This is a genomic window from Streptomyces sp. NPDC007896 (assembly GCF_042959425.1).
In the GTDB taxonomy this organism is placed as follows: Bacteria; Actinomycetota; Actinomycetes; order Streptomycetales; family Streptomycetaceae; genus Streptomyces.
On sequence record NZ_JBIBKX010000008.1, the window covers coordinates 196,875 to 211,281 of the forward strand.

General features: G+C 71.6%; 8 protein-coding genes and 1 pseudogene. 5 read left to right on the top strand and 4 right to left on the bottom strand.

What is annotated here, in order from left to right; all coding sequences use genetic code 11:
* Positions 1-302 precede the first annotated feature (302 nt).
* Positions 303-2,708 carry a penicillin acylase family protein gene (locus tag ACFZDJ_RS26150; RefSeq protein WP_391062052.1) on the top strand — a complete coding sequence of 802 codons (2,406 nt, stop codon included), beginning with the start codon at positions 303-305 and terminating at the stop codon, positions 2,706-2,708.
* A 75-nt stretch (positions 2,709-2,783) separates the two neighbouring features.
* On the opposite strand, the pseudogene ACFZDJ_RS26155 reads toward ACFZDJ_RS26150, so the two are convergent.
* From ACFZDJ_RS26155 to ACFZDJ_RS26165, 3 genes and pseudogenes are all read right to left on the bottom strand, one after another.
* Positions 2,784-3,345: pseudogene (locus tag ACFZDJ_RS26155) on the bottom strand (NAD(P)-binding domain-containing protein); the annotation flags it as partial.
* Positions 3,346-3,382: 37 nt separating this feature from the next.
* Positions 3,383-4,723 carry an MFS transporter gene (locus ACFZDJ_RS26160; protein WP_391062055.1) on the bottom strand — a complete coding sequence of 447 codons (1,341 nt, stop codon included), beginning with the start codon at positions 4,721-4,723 and terminating at the stop codon, positions 3,383-3,385.
* A 638-nt stretch (positions 4,724-5,361) separates the two neighbouring features.
* Positions 5,362-8,736 (bottom strand): pyruvate carboxylase, encoded by a 3,375-nt coding sequence (locus tag ACFZDJ_RS26165; RefSeq protein WP_391062057.1) that lies wholly within the window; start codon positions 8,734-8,736, stop codon positions 5,362-5,364.
* 378 nt (positions 8,737-9,114) lie between these two features.
* On the opposite strand from ACFZDJ_RS26165, the gene ACFZDJ_RS26170 reads away from it, so the two are divergent.
* The 4 genes from ACFZDJ_RS26170 (at position 9,115) to ACFZDJ_RS26185 (ending at position 13,634) form a co-directional block, all read left to right on the top strand.
* Positions 9,115-9,588 (top strand): hypothetical protein, encoded by a 474-nt coding sequence (locus ACFZDJ_RS26170; protein WP_391062060.1) that lies wholly within the window; start codon positions 9,115-9,117, stop codon positions 9,586-9,588.
* 175 nt (positions 9,589-9,763) lie between these two features.
* The gene (locus ACFZDJ_RS26175; RefSeq protein WP_391062063.1) at positions 9,764-10,495 is read left to right on the top strand and encodes a carbonic anhydrase; all 732 of its coding nucleotides are present in this window, start codon (positions 9,764-9,766) and stop codon (positions 10,493-10,495) included.
* Positions 10,496-10,578: 83 nt separating this feature from the next.
* Positions 10,579-11,151: a hypothetical protein gene (locus tag ACFZDJ_RS26180; protein ID WP_391062065.1), complete on the top strand. Its 573-nt coding sequence runs from the start codon at positions 10,579-10,581 to the stop codon at positions 11,149-11,151.
* Positions 11,152-11,342: 191 nt separating this feature from the next.
* Positions 11,343-13,634, top strand: coding sequence for an FUSC family protein (locus ACFZDJ_RS26185; RefSeq protein WP_391062067.1), 2,292 nt, complete (start codon positions 11,343-11,345; stop codon positions 13,632-13,634).
* Positions 13,635-13,654: 20 nt separating this feature from the next.
* Here ACFZDJ_RS26185 and ACFZDJ_RS26190 read toward each other — a convergent pair whose 3' ends face one another.
* On the bottom strand, positions 13,655-14,194 hold the full coding sequence (locus ACFZDJ_RS26190; RefSeq protein ID WP_391062070.1) for a hypothetical protein: 540 nt from the start codon (positions 14,192-14,194) through the stop codon (positions 13,655-13,657).
* Positions 14,195-14,407: the final 213 nt, after the last annotated feature.

Sequence of the window (14,407 nt, forward strand, 5' to 3'; positions counted from 1 at the left end):
GCCGACGACCTGGTCCGCCGGCGGAGCGCCCTCGCAGCGGCACTCCCCATCCGGCTCCGCACAACACCGGCAGGACAGCTCCGGGCACTGGGCGCTCGACAGGCGGGTCCGGTCCAAGGACGCAACGGACACTGTGTCGGACGGAGCTGATAGAGCCCAAGAGGCGTACATCCCCGGACTGACACGCCGCCCGGAAATCCGCCGGAGGCTCGATGCCACCCGTAGGTTCACCCTGAAGGGTGGCATCCATGGGTGAACCCAGAACACTGACGCAACGTCATATACGTTCCCTGTCAGGCAGATTGGCGGCCATTACGGCCGCCCTCTGTCTCACCTCCGCCACCGTGGCCCTACTGCCCGCGCCCTCCTCCGCCGCCGTGACGGGGCCGGGCGGCGAGACGGTGGCCGAGGGCCGGCACACGGCCCAGATCAGCCGGACCGAGTACGGCATCCCGCACATCCTGGCCCGGGACTTCGACGGACTCGGATACGGCTACGGCTACGCGTTCGCGCAGGACAACGTGTGCGAACTCGCCGACCAGGTGGTGACATTGCGGGGTGAGCGGTCCCGGTTCTTCGGGCCCGACGGAGAGTCCGGCGAGGGCTCCAACCTCGCGAGCGACACGTACTACGGCGGGCAGCTGCGCGCGGGTACCGTCCGGCAACTGCTCGACCAGAAGGCGCCGTTGGGGCCGACGGCGGAGCTGCGGCGCATGGTCGAGGGGTACGCCGCCGGGTACAACCGCTATCTGCGGGACACGGGCGTCGGCAAGCTGCCGGACCCGCGCTGCAAGGGCAAGCCCTGGGTGCGGCCGGTCACCGCGCTCGACCTGTGGAGCGTCGTCTACGACGTCAACAGGGTGACCGGGGCGGTAGCGCTGGCGCCGGACATCGGCGACGCGAAGCCTCCGACTGCGGGCGCGGGCGGCACGGTGGCCTCCGGGATCCCGGACGGCAAGGACACGACGGCCTCGCAGACCTCCGGCACGACGGCCGCGGCGTCCGTCATCCCGGGCGGGCAGGGCCTTGCCGCGGCCGACGTCGCCAGCAACGGCTGGGCGCTCGGCCGGGACGCCACCCGTACCGGCAACGCGATGGTTCTCGCCAACCCGCACCTGCCCTGGGCCCTCGGCAACTTCCGCTTCTATCAAGTGCAGTTGACGATCCCCGGCACCCTGGACGTGTCCGGCGCCGGCCTCTACGGCACCCCCCTGGTCGAGATCGGGCACAACCGGAACCTCGCCTGGACGCACACCGCGAGCGACGCCCAGCACGCCTCCTTCTACGCGCTGAAGCTCGTGCCCGGCGACCCGACCAGTTACGTGGTCGACGGCAAGGCCGAGCAGATGCGACGCCGCACGGTACCGGTCACCGTCCGCGACCAGAACGGCAAGCTGTCGACCGTCGAACGGACCCTGTACACCTCACGCTTCGGCCCCGTCCTCTCCTCGGCCTGGACCACCAGGACCGCCTACGCCGTCCGCGACGCCAACGCCGACAACCTGCGCTCCATGAACGCCTGGCTGGCCATGGGCAAGGCCCACAACCTCGCCCAGCTGCGCACCGCCCAGAACACCTACCAGGGCATCCCCTGGACCTACACCCTCGCGGCCGACACCAGCGGCGGCACGTACTTCACCGACTCCTCGGCCGTCCCGCACCTCACCGACGCACAACGCGCGCGCTGCGCCCGCCCGGACAGCGAGGAGGGGCCCGCCGCCCTGGACGGTTCCACGTCGGCCTGCGCCTGGGGCAGCGACCCCGACGCGCTCGTGCCGGGCCTCTACGGCCCCTCCCACCAGCCGAGGCTGAGCCGTACCGACTACGTCGCCAACTCCAACAACGGACCCCAGTACACCAACCCCGAGGCGCCCCTCACCGGCCTCCCGGGCGTGTACGACATCGATCCCCACCTCGACCAGCGGGCCCAACTCGGACTTCGCATGATCGCGGAACGCAGTGACGGCACGGACGGACTCGGCGCCCCGGGCTTCACCGAGGCCACCCTGCGCGCGTCGATGCTCGGCAACCGCGTCCTGTCGGCCGAGACGGGCCGCGACGACGTGGTCGACATGTGCCGCGCCCACCCGAGCCTGACGACCACGGACGGCACGGAAGTCGACGTACGGCAGGCCTGCACGACCCTCGCCCGCTGGGACACCCGCGCCGACACCGGCAGCCGGGGCGCCGCGCTCTGGATCACCTTCTTCAACCGGCTCCTCGACGGCGGCCCGCCCGACACCTGGCGCCGCGTCCCCTATGACCCCGCCCAGCCCCTCACGACGCCGCGCGGCATCAAGGGCGACGAGGTCCGCGTCCAGCGCGCCCTGGCCGACGCCGTCCAGGACTTCGCCGCTCGTGACCTCCCCGTCGACACCGAGCTCGGCGCCGTACAGAAGTGGGCCGGCATTCCGCTCTCCGGCTGCGACGTGGGCTGCTTCGACGTCGTGGAGGCGGGCCCTGACTCGGGCACCGGCACCCCGACCGCCGGCGCCTTCGGCAGCAGCTTCCTGATGGCCGTCGAACTGACCCCGGACGGCCCTCGCGCCCACACCCTCCTCACCTACGGCGAGTCGTCGAACCCGACCTCACCCCACTACACGGACCAGACCCGCCTCTTCTCCCGCAAGCACTGGGTGACCGAACGCTTCACCCAAGCGGAGATCGCCGGCGATCCGGCCCTGACAGTGACGACCTTGCACAGCTGACCCAGCCCGACGTAGAGCGGGCCGGTCCGGGTGCGGTGACCACCAGCACCCGAACCGGCCCGAGCTCTGGATCAGTTACTGGCTACGGCACGCCGTACGACGACGGCGCCGTACGCCATCAACCCTCTTGCCGCCTTCTGCCTGCTCACCACTCGGTCCGGCCGCACAGGCCAGCGGAGGTGCGATTGCCTGGGCATCCGCTTCCTCTCCGACCCACAGCGCGATGAACAGCGCGGCGGTCGCCTCCAGGAGTCCCGCCCGTTCGAGACCGCCGCCCGTCGAAGGCGGGTGGCCACATGCGCCACACGTCTTCGTGGCAGAGATGGAACGCCTTGGCCACATGGGCTCCCGGTGCCGCCGCGGCCAGCTGCCGCGCGGCCGAAGGGCCTCCTTCCGTCAGCAGTCGGAAGCCCGGCCCGACCGGGTTGGAACAGTCGAGCAGCGCCTTGCCGTCCAGGGCCGCCCGCAGCTCCCGTGCGACGCCCGCCCCTGCGACAAAGGGCAGCGCGGCCAGCACCAGCTGACCGAACTCGGCCGCCGCACGCAGACTTGCAGGCTTCGCGCTGCCCCCGATGTGTGTAGCGAGCCGCTCCGCCTTGTCCGCGTCCCGTCCCCCGATGGTCACCTCGTGCACAGCGCCCTCTTCATACCCGCCAGACCAGTCAGATGGTCGGTCAGGGGGCGGCGCCTGGCGTATCAGCCTCCGAGAGCGGCTGCCTGGATGCCGTGGTACCCGTAGTGAGGGCGTGACGGCTGGACCAGGTCAGGGCTGCCGTTGCGGTCAGGGCGAGGAGGGGGACGGTGAAGCCGGCTCGTGTGCCGCCTGGACCGTCGACGAGTCGGCCGACCGCGGCGGCAGAGACGGCGATGCCCGCCGCGCTCGCGGAGTTCGTCCAGGTGAAGGCCTGAGTCAGGACGGACCGGTCCATGACCGACTCGACAAGCGTCGAGCAGACGATGATGCACGGAGCGACGCCCGCGCCGGGGAGCAGGAGGGCGAGGCCCAGCTGCCAGGGGGCGTTGGCGAAGAGCGGCAGCAGTGATGCGCAGGCCAGAAAGGCCAGGATCAGGGGCAGTTGGGCCGCGGGCGGGGTGTGCCCGCGGTGTCGCCCGTAGGCCAGGCCGGCCAGCAGGCTTGCCGCGCTCATCAGTCCGTACAGGAACCCGGCTGCCGCGGCGGCGTGGTGAACGTCGGCGAAGGCGCTCACCGAGACCTGCATCGAGCCGAAGAAGACGCCGAGGGCCAGATTGACGGCCAGTAGGGTGGCGAAGTTCCGAGTCAACAGAGTCTCCGGGCCCCGGACGGCCGTACGACCCGGGGCGGGCGCTGCCGCGGGCGCCGGGGCCGTACTGCGCAGCGCCGCGAAGGCCAGTCCGGCGCCGACGACGAGCGCCCCCGCCAGCACCGTCCCCGCGGCCGGGTGCAACTGAGTCGCCGTCAGTACCGCGAGGGGTGGACCGAGGAGAAAGGCGACATCGTTGCTGATCGTTTCGAGTGCGAAGGCCGGGGTGAGTTCGGCCCTGCCGTGCAACAAGACCGACCAGCGGGCCGCGGAGAGCGCACCGAACTGGGGGATCGTCGCCCCGGTGGCGAGGCCGGCCGCCATCAGCAGCACCGCGGGCGCCCCCGTCAGGACCAGCGCGACCAGGGCGGCGATCGCTCCGGCGTGGGCACACAGGAGCGGCACGAGGACACGCGGCTGTCCGAAACGGTCCATGAGACGGGCCGTCTGCGGGCCCACCAGGGTCTCCGCCACGGCGAACGAGCCAGTGACCAGGCCGGCCATCCCGAAGGACCCGGTCTCGGCATGGACCAGCCAGACGATGCCCAGGCCGGCCATGGCCACCCCGACCCGAGCGGGAGCCGCGGCCAGGAAGAAGGCCGCCGCGCCGGGGGTCCGCAGGGCTGAGCGGTAGGAGGCGGTTCCCGTCCGAGCCGGTTCGGTGGTGCGGGACGCCCGTGCGGTACGGCGGACTTCCGGTGCGGTACGGCGAAACCAGTGCCGCGCTGTCACGGTGAACCTTCCGCTGCGCGGTGGGACGGTCCGGGAGAACGACGCCCGTCGCGGGCACCGCCCCCGCCGCCAGGAGTCGTCCATGATGACGCCGACGGGGCGGAATGGAAGTCCGCGTCGGCGTCGGCTCCAGCGCCGGCAGAAATGTTGAGTGCTGAGATCGAGGAATCGAGATCGAAGAGCGGGTCGGGCAGAAAACGACACTAGCGGCGACGGCGGGCGCAGAGAAGACCGCCCCGGCGGAGCAGGTCGGCCCGTCCTGCCTGGCAGACCCACCAGCAGCCAGGGCAGCCACACCGCCGCGGCGAGCAGACCTACGGCGGTGGAGTCGGCGTCCAACGCCTCGGCCGCGATCAGCGGCAGGGCCACGACGGTGACGCTGTTGCCGTTGTTTCCCCCCGGTCGAGGCGAACGAAGCATGCGTCGCGCCCCTCGGGGGAGGAGCTGGAACGCCTACCTCATCGTCAACCTGTCCGTCCGCGCCGGGTGTTGCCACCCACCGCCGGCCGCCGGGGTCTCCGAGATGGCGTTCGGGGTGGTACAGCTACTCGTCGATCGATTGCCGCCCGCCTGTCGCAGATCAGGCGGGCGGCCGTAAATCGGTCCCGACGGAGCACGCGTGCTCAGCGACACGAGCCTCAGCCGACCTCGATGAGCAGGTCGCCGCCTTCCACCTGCTGGATCCGGTTGATGGCCAGCCTGGTCACCCGGCCGGCCTTCGGGGCGGTGATGGAGGCTTCCATCTTCATCGCCTCGATGGTGGCCACGGTCGCACCGGCCTCCACCTCGTCGCCCTCGGCGACCGCGAGCGTCACCACGCCGGCGAACGGCGCCGCCACGTGCCCGGGGTTGGCCCGGTCGGCCTTCTCGGTCACCGGTACGTCGGAAGCCGCCGCGTTGTCACGGACCTGGATCGGCCGCAGTTGGCCGTTCAGGGAGGACATCACGGTGCGCATACCGCGTTCGTCCGCCTCGCCGATGGCCTGGAGCTCGATGAGGAGCCGCACGCCGGGCTCGAGGTCGACGGCGTACTCCTTGGCGGGGCGCAGCCCGTAGAAGAAGTCCTTGCTGTCCAGCACGCTGGTGTCGCCGTAGGCCTGGCGGCGGGTGTCGAAGTCGCGCGTCGGCCCCGGGAACAGCAGCCGGTTGAGGGTCGAACGCCGGGTCTTCTCCAGGCCCGTACGGTCCTCGGCGGTCAGCTCCGGTACGGGCTTGGCCTCTGCGCGGCCCTGGAGCGCCTTGGTGCGGAAGGGCTCCGGCCAGCCGCCGGGCGGGGTGCCCAGTTCGCCGCGCAGGAAGCCGATGACGGAGTCGGGGATGTCGAACCTGTCGGGTGTCGACTCGAAGTCCTCCGGCGCCACCCCGGCACCCACCAGGTGCAGGGCGAGGTCACCGACGACCTTGGAGGAGGGGGTGACCTTGACCAGGTGGCCCAGGATACGGTCGGCCGCCTCGTACATCGCCTCGATGTCCTCGAAGCGGTCGCCTAGGCCGAGGGCGACCGCCTGGGTGCGCAGGTTGGACAACTGGCCGCCGGGGATCTCATGGTGGTAAACGCGTCCGGTCGGCGAGGCCAGGCCCGCCTCGAAGGGCGCGTAGATCCTTCGGACGCTCTCCCAGTACGGCTCCAGGTCACCGACGGCCCCCAGGTCCAGGCCGGTGGGCCGGTCGGAGTGGTCGGTGGCGGCGACGATCGCCGAAAGCGACGGCTGTGACGTGGTGCCCGCCATGGAGGCGACCGCGCCGTCCACCGCGTCGGCGCCGGCCTGGATCGCTGCGAGGTAGGTGGCGAGCTGACCACCCCCGGTGTCGTGGGTGTGCAGGTGGACCGGCAGGCCGAACTCGCGGCGCAGCGCCGACACGAGGGTGGCCGCGGCGGGTGCCCGCAGCAGACCGGCCATGTCCTTGACGGCCAGGACGTGTGCGCCGGCGTCCACGATCTGCTCCGCGAGGCGGAGGTAGTAGTCCAGGGTGTAGAGCCGCTCCGAGGGGTCGGACAGGTCGGAGGTGTAGCACAGGGCGACCTCGGCGATCGCCGTCCCGGTCTCCCGTACGGCGTCGATGGCCGGGCGCATCTGGCCGACGTCGTTGAGCGCGTCGAAGATGCGGAAGATGTCGATGCCGGTGGCCGCGGCCTCCTGGACGAAGGCGTCGGTCACCTCGGTCGGGTAGGGCGTGTAGCCGACGGTGTTGCGGCCGCGCAGCAACATCTGGAGGCAGATGTTGGGCACGGCTTCGCGCAGGGCCGCCAGGCGTTCCCACGGGTCCTCGGCGAGGAAGCGCAGGGCGACGTCGTAGGTGGCGCCGCCCCAGCATTCCAGGGAGAGCAGCTCGGGCAGGGTCCGGGCCACGGCCGGGGCGACGGCCAGGAGGTCCTTGGTGCGCACCCGGGTGGCGAGCAGGGACTGGTGGGCGTCGCGGAAGGTGGTGTCGGTGACGCCGATGGTCGGCGACTCACGCAGCTGCCGGGCGAAGCCCTCCGGGCCGAGTTCGACGAGTCGCTGCCGGGAACCCGCGGGCGGCTCACCGGCGGGCAGCGGGGGCAGCTTGGTGACCGGGTCGATCAGGTCTGGGCGTTCGCCGTGCGGCTTGTTCACCGTGACGTCGGCGAGGTAGGTGAGCAGCTTGGTGCCGCGGTCGGCGGAGTGGCGGGCGGTGAGCAGGTGGGGCCGCTGTTCGATGAACGACGTCGTGACCCGCCCGGCCTGGAAGTCGGGGTCGTCCAGTACGGCTTGGAGGAACGGGATGTTCGTGGCGACGCCCCGGATGCGGAACTCGGCCACGGCACGCCGGGCCCGGCCGATCGCGGACTTGAAGTCCCGGCCCCGGCAGGTGAGCTTGACGAGCATCGAGTCGAAGTGCGCGCTGATCTCCGTACCCGCGTGGGTGGTACCGCCGTCCAGGCGGATACCCGAGCCACCCGGCGAGCGGTAGGCGCTGATCCGGCCGGTGTCCGGGCGGAAGCCGTTCGCCGGGTCCTCGGTGGTGATACGGCACTGGAGAGCGGCACCCCGCAGGGTGACCGTCTCCTGGGAGAGCCCGAGATCCGCCAGCGATTCGCCCGAGGCGATGCGCAGCTGGGCCTGGACGAGGTCGACGTCGGTGACCTCCTCCGTCACCGTGTGTTCCACCTGGATGCGCGGGTTCATCTCGATGAAGACATGGTTGCCGTCGCGGTCGAGGAGGAACTCCACGGTGCCCGCGTTGCGGTAGCCGATCTCGCGGGCGAACCGCACCGCGTCGGCGCAGATCCGGTCCCGCAGCGCCGGATCGAGGTTCGGCGCGGGCGCCAGCTCGATCACCTTCTGGTGACGGCGCTGCACCGAACAGTCGCGCTCGAACAGGTGGATGACGTTGCCCTGTCCGTCGGCGAGGATCTGCACCTCGATGTGGCGCGGATCGATGACGGCCTTCTCGAGGAAGACGGTGGGGTCGCCGAACGCCGACGTCGCCTCGCGGGAGGCCGCCTCGATGGACTCACGCAGTGCGGCCGGGTCCTCGACCCGCCGCATGCCGCGCCCTCCGCCGCCCGCGACCGCCTTGACGAACACGGGAAAGCCGACGTCCTCGGCGGCACGGACCAGTTCGTCGATGTCGTTCGAGGGCGCCGAGGAGCCGAGGACCGGCACGCCGGCCGCCCGGGCGGCCGCCACGGCGCGGGCCTTGTTTCCCGTCAGCTCGAGAGTGGCGGCGTCCGGGCCGACGAACGTGATGCCCGCCTCCTCGCAGGCGCGCGCCAGTTCCGGGTTCTCGGACAGGAACCCGTAGCCCGGGTAGACGGCGTCCGCGCCCGCCTTGCGTGCGGCACGGACGACCTCCTCCACGGAGAGATAGGCCCGTACCGGGTGCCCCGGCTCGCCGATCTCGTAGGCCTCGTCGGCCTTCAGCCGGTGCAGCGAGTTGCGGTCCTCATGAGGGAAGACGGCCACGGTTCGCGCGCCCAGTTCATAGCCAGCGCGGAACGCGCGAATCGCAATCTCGCCGCGGTTGGCGACCAGCACCTTGCGGAACATCCTGGATCCCTTCGGCCTGCCGGTGACGAGGACCATGCTGTCGGTGACGCCCCCGTTATGCCATGTGAACCGGGCCACTCCCGTCCATGTCCCGCTCGGAACACCGTGAATTCGGGGTGAGCCGTCCAGGGCGGACGTACGTCGTCGCCCGCACGGGTGGTTCCCGCCACCATCATGGTGCCCCGCGATCTCCGACGGATGCGTACCTTGCGCTGCGCGACGGGGTCTCGGGCGGCTTCCTGGTGAACCGGCGTCAAGAAGCAGCCGTCGGCCGCGGGTGGCAGATTGTCGCCGTTGACCCGTATGTACGGCACATGACAGCGTCGGCCCTGCCCGGGCGGCAGGCCCCGGGCGCATCCGCAGAGGGGACCGATCAGCATGGACGGCAAACGGGCCATGTACACGGTGGCGGCGGCCACAACAGCCGCACTGCTTCTCGGAGTCTCGGGCACGGCGGCCACGGCCGCCGCGAGACCTTCCCCGGCCGGGACACCTCTGGCTGCCGTGCACGCCTTCGGCCAGAGCGACCTCTCCCCGGAGGAGGAGGCGCACCTGCGGGAGGTGGCCGCCTCCATCTGGGACGCCGACCTGGCCGCCGGCTGGAACATGAACCCCGACGTCGCCGACGTCCTCTCCCAGGCGACCGGGGAAATCCTCCGGTGCTCCGAGGCCTTCGCGCTGGTACCCCGGCCGCCCGGTTTCCTCCCGGGCATCGGCTATCTGCTCAGCTACTGGAAGAACCTCAAGGACTACTTCCTCGTCGTGAAGGACAACCGGACCTACCGGGCCTGCGTGGTGACCGCGGCGGCGAACTACCGGTCGGCGATCGAGATGGCGTCGATGGGCATCTGACCGGCCGGCTGTGACGCTCCGCCACAGACCGTTCCAGGTCTCCCGGTCGTGGGCCATCGGTGGCGGAGCGGCCCGCGCCCGCTTGCGCCTCCCGTCCTGTTCCCTCACCGCACTGCACAATCGCCCCTGGTCAAGACGTACGCAGACGTCTCGGCGGACTGAGAGGTCAGGGCTGATGGACAGAGCGGGACATCCCGATCGCAGAGTTCTTCTCGTCGGCGGTCTCACGGCCGCCACGGCCGCGCTTGCGGGGTGTTCGCCGACGAGCGCGGCCTCGCCGGCGACCAGCGCTCCGCCGGAACCGGCGCCGACCACGCCCGCCGCGGCGTTCACCAGACTGATGGAAGGCAACAAGCGCTGGGTGAGCGGCGATCTTCGACATCCCGACCGGGATCCGGACCGGCGCGAGTTCGTGGCCGAGAAGCAGGAACCCTTCGGGGCGATCCTCTCCTGCATCGACTCCCGGGTGCCGCCCGAACTCCTCTTCGACACCGGGCTGGGTGACCTGTACGTGATGCGCACGGGCGGGGAGGCCATCGGTCCGGTGGTCACGGGTTCCGTGGAGTACGGGCCCATGACGAGCGGCACTCCGCTCATCGTGGTGCTCGGGCATCAACGTTGCGGCGCCATCGAGGCGGCGTACAAGTCCATCCGCGACGGCAAACCGCTGCCCGGCAACCTGGAGGCGATCGCCAAGGCCCTGCGTCCGGCGTACGAGCAGGTCCATGGGGGTGGTGCCGACCCGGTGGATTCCATGGCCCGCGCGCAGGTCACGCTGACCGCCGCCGACCTGCGCTCCAATCTGGACCTGGCCCCCCTCGTGAAGAAGGGTGCCCTCGCCGTGGTCGGCGCCTACTACTCGCTCGACACCGGCAAGGTGGAAGTCCTGGCCGGAGCGCCCGCCTGACCGGTCCGAGCCGCTGGCGGAGGGCACGGCCCGCATGACAGGGTCAGCCTGATCGGACACAGGCGGGCGACGAGGATGAGTTCATGGATGCACAGACGTGGGACGCGCTGGTGGAGTCGATGAAGAGCGCGTACGCCGCGGGGCTCGCCGAGGGCGCCGTGCCACGGCCGGTCATCATGCCGCTGGTGCGCGGCGAGTTGGTCGGTCTGATCTGGGTGCGGCCGACCGAGCCCGGCAAGGACGCGCTCACCGGCATCGCCGAGCTCGCGAACATCGCCGCGGCGGCCGGCGCCGACGAGGTCGTGCTCGCCTGGGAGACTCACGACGTCGCCACCGCCTGCCAGTTGCCGATCACCGGCCCGGTGCCGTGTCTGAACATGGTGCACGCCACGAAGGACGGCCATGTGCTGCACCAGTTCCCCTACACCGAACAGCCCCCGGCCCACTCCACCGAGGGCCGGGGCTCGGCCGAGCCGGCCTGGCAGCCCGCCGTCGAACCACAGCCGGGCGGCGAGTTGGTCCTTCCCGTCCAGGCCGCGGTCAACTACTCCTTCATCCCGCTCGAACTCGACCATCCCTCCCCGTTCGGCGTCACCGTCGTCCTCATGGAAGAAGACGGCTACAACGTCCGTCTGAACGAGGCGTTCGCCGGCTGACCGCGACCTCGGCAGGACGGTGACCTCCGCGGGACGGTGACCTCCGCACCCCGCGCGTGAGCGGTCTGTACGCCGCGGGCACGCCCCGCCTGGGTGAATCACGAGCAGAGATCGTGTTCGGGTGACGTCGCTCCGGAAGAGACGTCACACTCGGTGGGGCGCAGGCCTGTCGACAGGAGGTGGCCGGGCACGTGCGGACATCCGGTCGAATCCGTCCCGGGTCGGTCGCGTCGTGGCTGCGCGACCGCGATCCCGAGCTGGCGGCCACCCGGCGTGCCGGGCGGACGGCGCTCGTCATGCCCGCGCTGTTCGCCCTGTGCAGCCAGGTCATCGGGTCACCGACGATGGCGACCTTCGCCGCGTTCGGTGCGTTCTCGATGCTGCTGCTCGTGGATTTCACCGGTCCGATGGTGCAGCGGCTCCGCGCCCACCTCGGCCTCGCGGTGGCCTGGGCCGTCCTGATCTGCCTGGGTACGCTCGTGGCCGACAGGACCTGGCTCGCGGTCACCGCCATGGTCTTCATCGGTTTTCTGGTGCTGTTCTCCGGGGTGGTCAGCTCGGTCCTCGCGGGCGCCTCGACCGCGCTGCTGCTGGCCTTCATCCTCCCGGTGACCTCGCCCGTCCCGTTCGCGGAGCTTCCCGCTCGGCTCGCGGGAGCGGGCCTTGCTGCAGCCGCCTCCATGCTCGCGGTCTCCCTGCTGTGGCCCCGTCCCAGCAGGGACCCCCTCAGCGCACCCGCCGCCCGGGTCTGCTGTGCGGCCGCCGAGCAACTGCGCACCGACGCGTCCCTTCTGGCGGGCGGGCCTGCCGCGCCGAGCACAGGTCGGTGTCGTACCAGAGCCGACGAGGCAGCCGCCGCCGCGGCCGAGCTGCGCACCGTCTTCGACGCCACCCCGTACCGCCCCACCGGCCTGTCCACCAGCTCGCGCGCCCTTGTCCGCCTGGTCGACGAACTGACCTGGCTCAGCAGCATCCTGGCCGACAGCGCGCCCCCGCTCGACGGTGGAGCGGCCTGCGACATCGCCGCCCGGTCCGTACGCCGGGCCGCCGCGGCCGTACTCGACGAGGTGGCCGCGCTGCTCGACGCCCCGCGCGGCTCACCGGACGAGCTGTACGCAGCCTCGGAGAGTCTGCGCAAGGCCATGGCCGACATGGAGCGCAACGCCACTACCCTGCTTCCCGTGCGCCGGGGCGGCGCCGGCACACCCTGGCAGGTGCACCCCGTCATCGGAGCGCTGGACCTTTCGTTCCGCGCGCAGGAGCTGGGTTTCGCGACGCTTCAGATCGCGGACAACGTGGCCCTGGCCGCGGCCGCCGAACGCCGCAGCTGGTTCGAACGCCTGCTGGGCCGCGAGCCCGACGCCGTGACCCGACCGCTGGCGGCGGCGCGCGAGCGGGCCGCCGCCCACCTTCAGCCGGGGTCCGTCTGGCTGCACAACAGCCTGCGGGGAGCGCTCGGCCTCGGCATCGCGGTCGGCCTCGCCAACGTGACCAGCGTCCAGCACTCGTTCTGGGTGCTCCTGGGAACCCTGTCGGTGCTGCGCTCGAACGCCCTCAACACCGGGCAGAACGCTGTCCGCGCCCTGGGTGGCACCCTCGCGGGTTCGATCATCGGCACCGGGCTGCTGCACCTCATCGGCCACCACGGCACGGCGCTCTGGTTCCTGCTGCCCCTCGCCGTGTTCGTCGCCGGTATCGCACCCGCCGCCATCTCCTTCGCCGCCGGTCAGGCGTCCTTCACCATCACCCTCGTCATCCTGTTCAACATCGGCCAGGACCCCGACTGGCACATCGTGCTGTTGCGGATCCAGGACATCGCCATCGGCTGCGCGGTGAGCGTGCTGGTGGGCCTGTTCTTCTGGCCGCGCGGCGCCACAGCGGCCGTCGACCGGGCGCTCGCCGAGGCGTACACGGACAGCGCCCGGTATCTGGCGGGCGCGGTGCAGTACGCCATCGGCCACTGCGGCACCGCGCCCGTGTCGGACGAGGTCGCGCTGCGGGAGGGCGTCGAAGCGGCCGCCGCCGCACGCAGGCTCGACGACGCGTTCCGCAGCTATCTGGCCGAACGCGGCGCCAAACCGGTCCCCCTGGCCGACATGACCACGCTGGTGACCGGCATCGTGGGGCTGCGCCTCGCGGCGGACGCGGTCCTGGGGCTGTGGAGACGCGCCGGCGAACTGGACAGCACGCCGAACCGGGCGGAGGCCGGCCTCGTCCTGCTGAGCGCCGCCGGCCAGATCTCCGGCTGGTACCGGGATCTGGCCGCCGGTCTCGGGCACAACGCCTCCGTCCGGGATCCGCTGCCGCGCAACCCCGCGGCCGAGGCACAACTGGTCGAATCCCTGCGCCGCGACCTCAGCGACGAGCGCGGACAGGCCACGAACACGGCCGTCCGCATCATCTGGACCGCCGACCACCTCGACGCCGCCCGGCGGCTCCAGCCGAGCCTGGCCGCCGCGGCGCGGCCCGACGGTCCGTCCTGACCCGGGGGCGGTGCCCGGGGTCAGACCGTGGCCTTCGAGGGCGCCGGCAGACGGCCGGGGTCGAAGGCGGTGGCAATGAGGGTGCCGTCGACGGTGATCAGGCCGAAGACCGGGTACCCGGTGATGTCGAAGGCCTCGCCGAGCGGCCCGTCGCCCGGCTCGACCACGACATGGGCGACCTCGGACAGCGCCGCCACCTGCTCGCGAGCCTCCTCGTCGGTGCCGTGCACGACGGCGAGGACGCTGCGGCCGGTCTCGCGGGCCGTGGTGCGCGCCTGCTCCACGAAGAGCGGCAGCCGCTCCTTGCAGGCCCGGCAGTCGGGCGAGAAGAAGCCCAGCATGGTCTCGCCGAGGCCCTCGCGGGTGATCCGCTCACCGGCAGTGGTGACGGCGGAGAACCCGGGAACGGCGGAGCCGGCCGGGATGATCAGGCCGTCCGCCACGCGGTCGGCCTTCTCGTCGGCCTGGGCGCGGAGTTTGCGTATGACGCCGAAGGTGAGCAGCAGGTTCAGCAGACAGAGCACGGCGATGAGGACGACGGCGGTGACCAGAAAGGGCATGGGTGACTCCGGGGTCTCGTGTCATCGTGGGGCGGGGTGCCCGCCCATCGGATCGCGGGATGCGACGGCGCGACGCTGCACGGGTGTGCCGCGCGCCGTGGTGCTGCGGCGACTGCGACGGGTACGTCGCGGTGGCCGCCACGGTGGTGCGTGAACATCGACCACCCGGGAAATCGGGAGGGTTGTCGCCTACCGGGTCGCCCACCCGGGTCG

Bases quoted from the DNA above. Each gene is read 5' to 3' on its own strand.
- ACFZDJ_RS26165 (WP_391062057.1), bottom strand. From the start codon at position 8,736: ATGTTCCGCAAGGTGCTGGTCGCCAACCGCGGCGAGATTGCGATTCGC.
- ACFZDJ_RS26170 (WP_391062060.1), top strand. From the start codon at position 9,115: ATGGACGGCAAACGGGCCATGTACACGGTGGCGGCGGCCACAACAGCC.
- ACFZDJ_RS26175 (WP_391062063.1), top strand. From the start codon at position 9,764: ATGGACAGAGCGGGACATCCCGATCGCAGAGTTCTTCTCGTCGGCGGT.
- ACFZDJ_RS26180 (WP_391062065.1), top strand. From the start codon at position 10,579: ATGGATGCACAGACGTGGGACGCGCTGGTGGAGTCGATGAAGAGCGCG.
- ACFZDJ_RS26190 (WP_391062070.1), bottom strand. From the start codon at position 14,194: ATGCCCTTTCTGGTCACCGCCGTCGTCCTCATCGCCGTGCTCTGTCTG.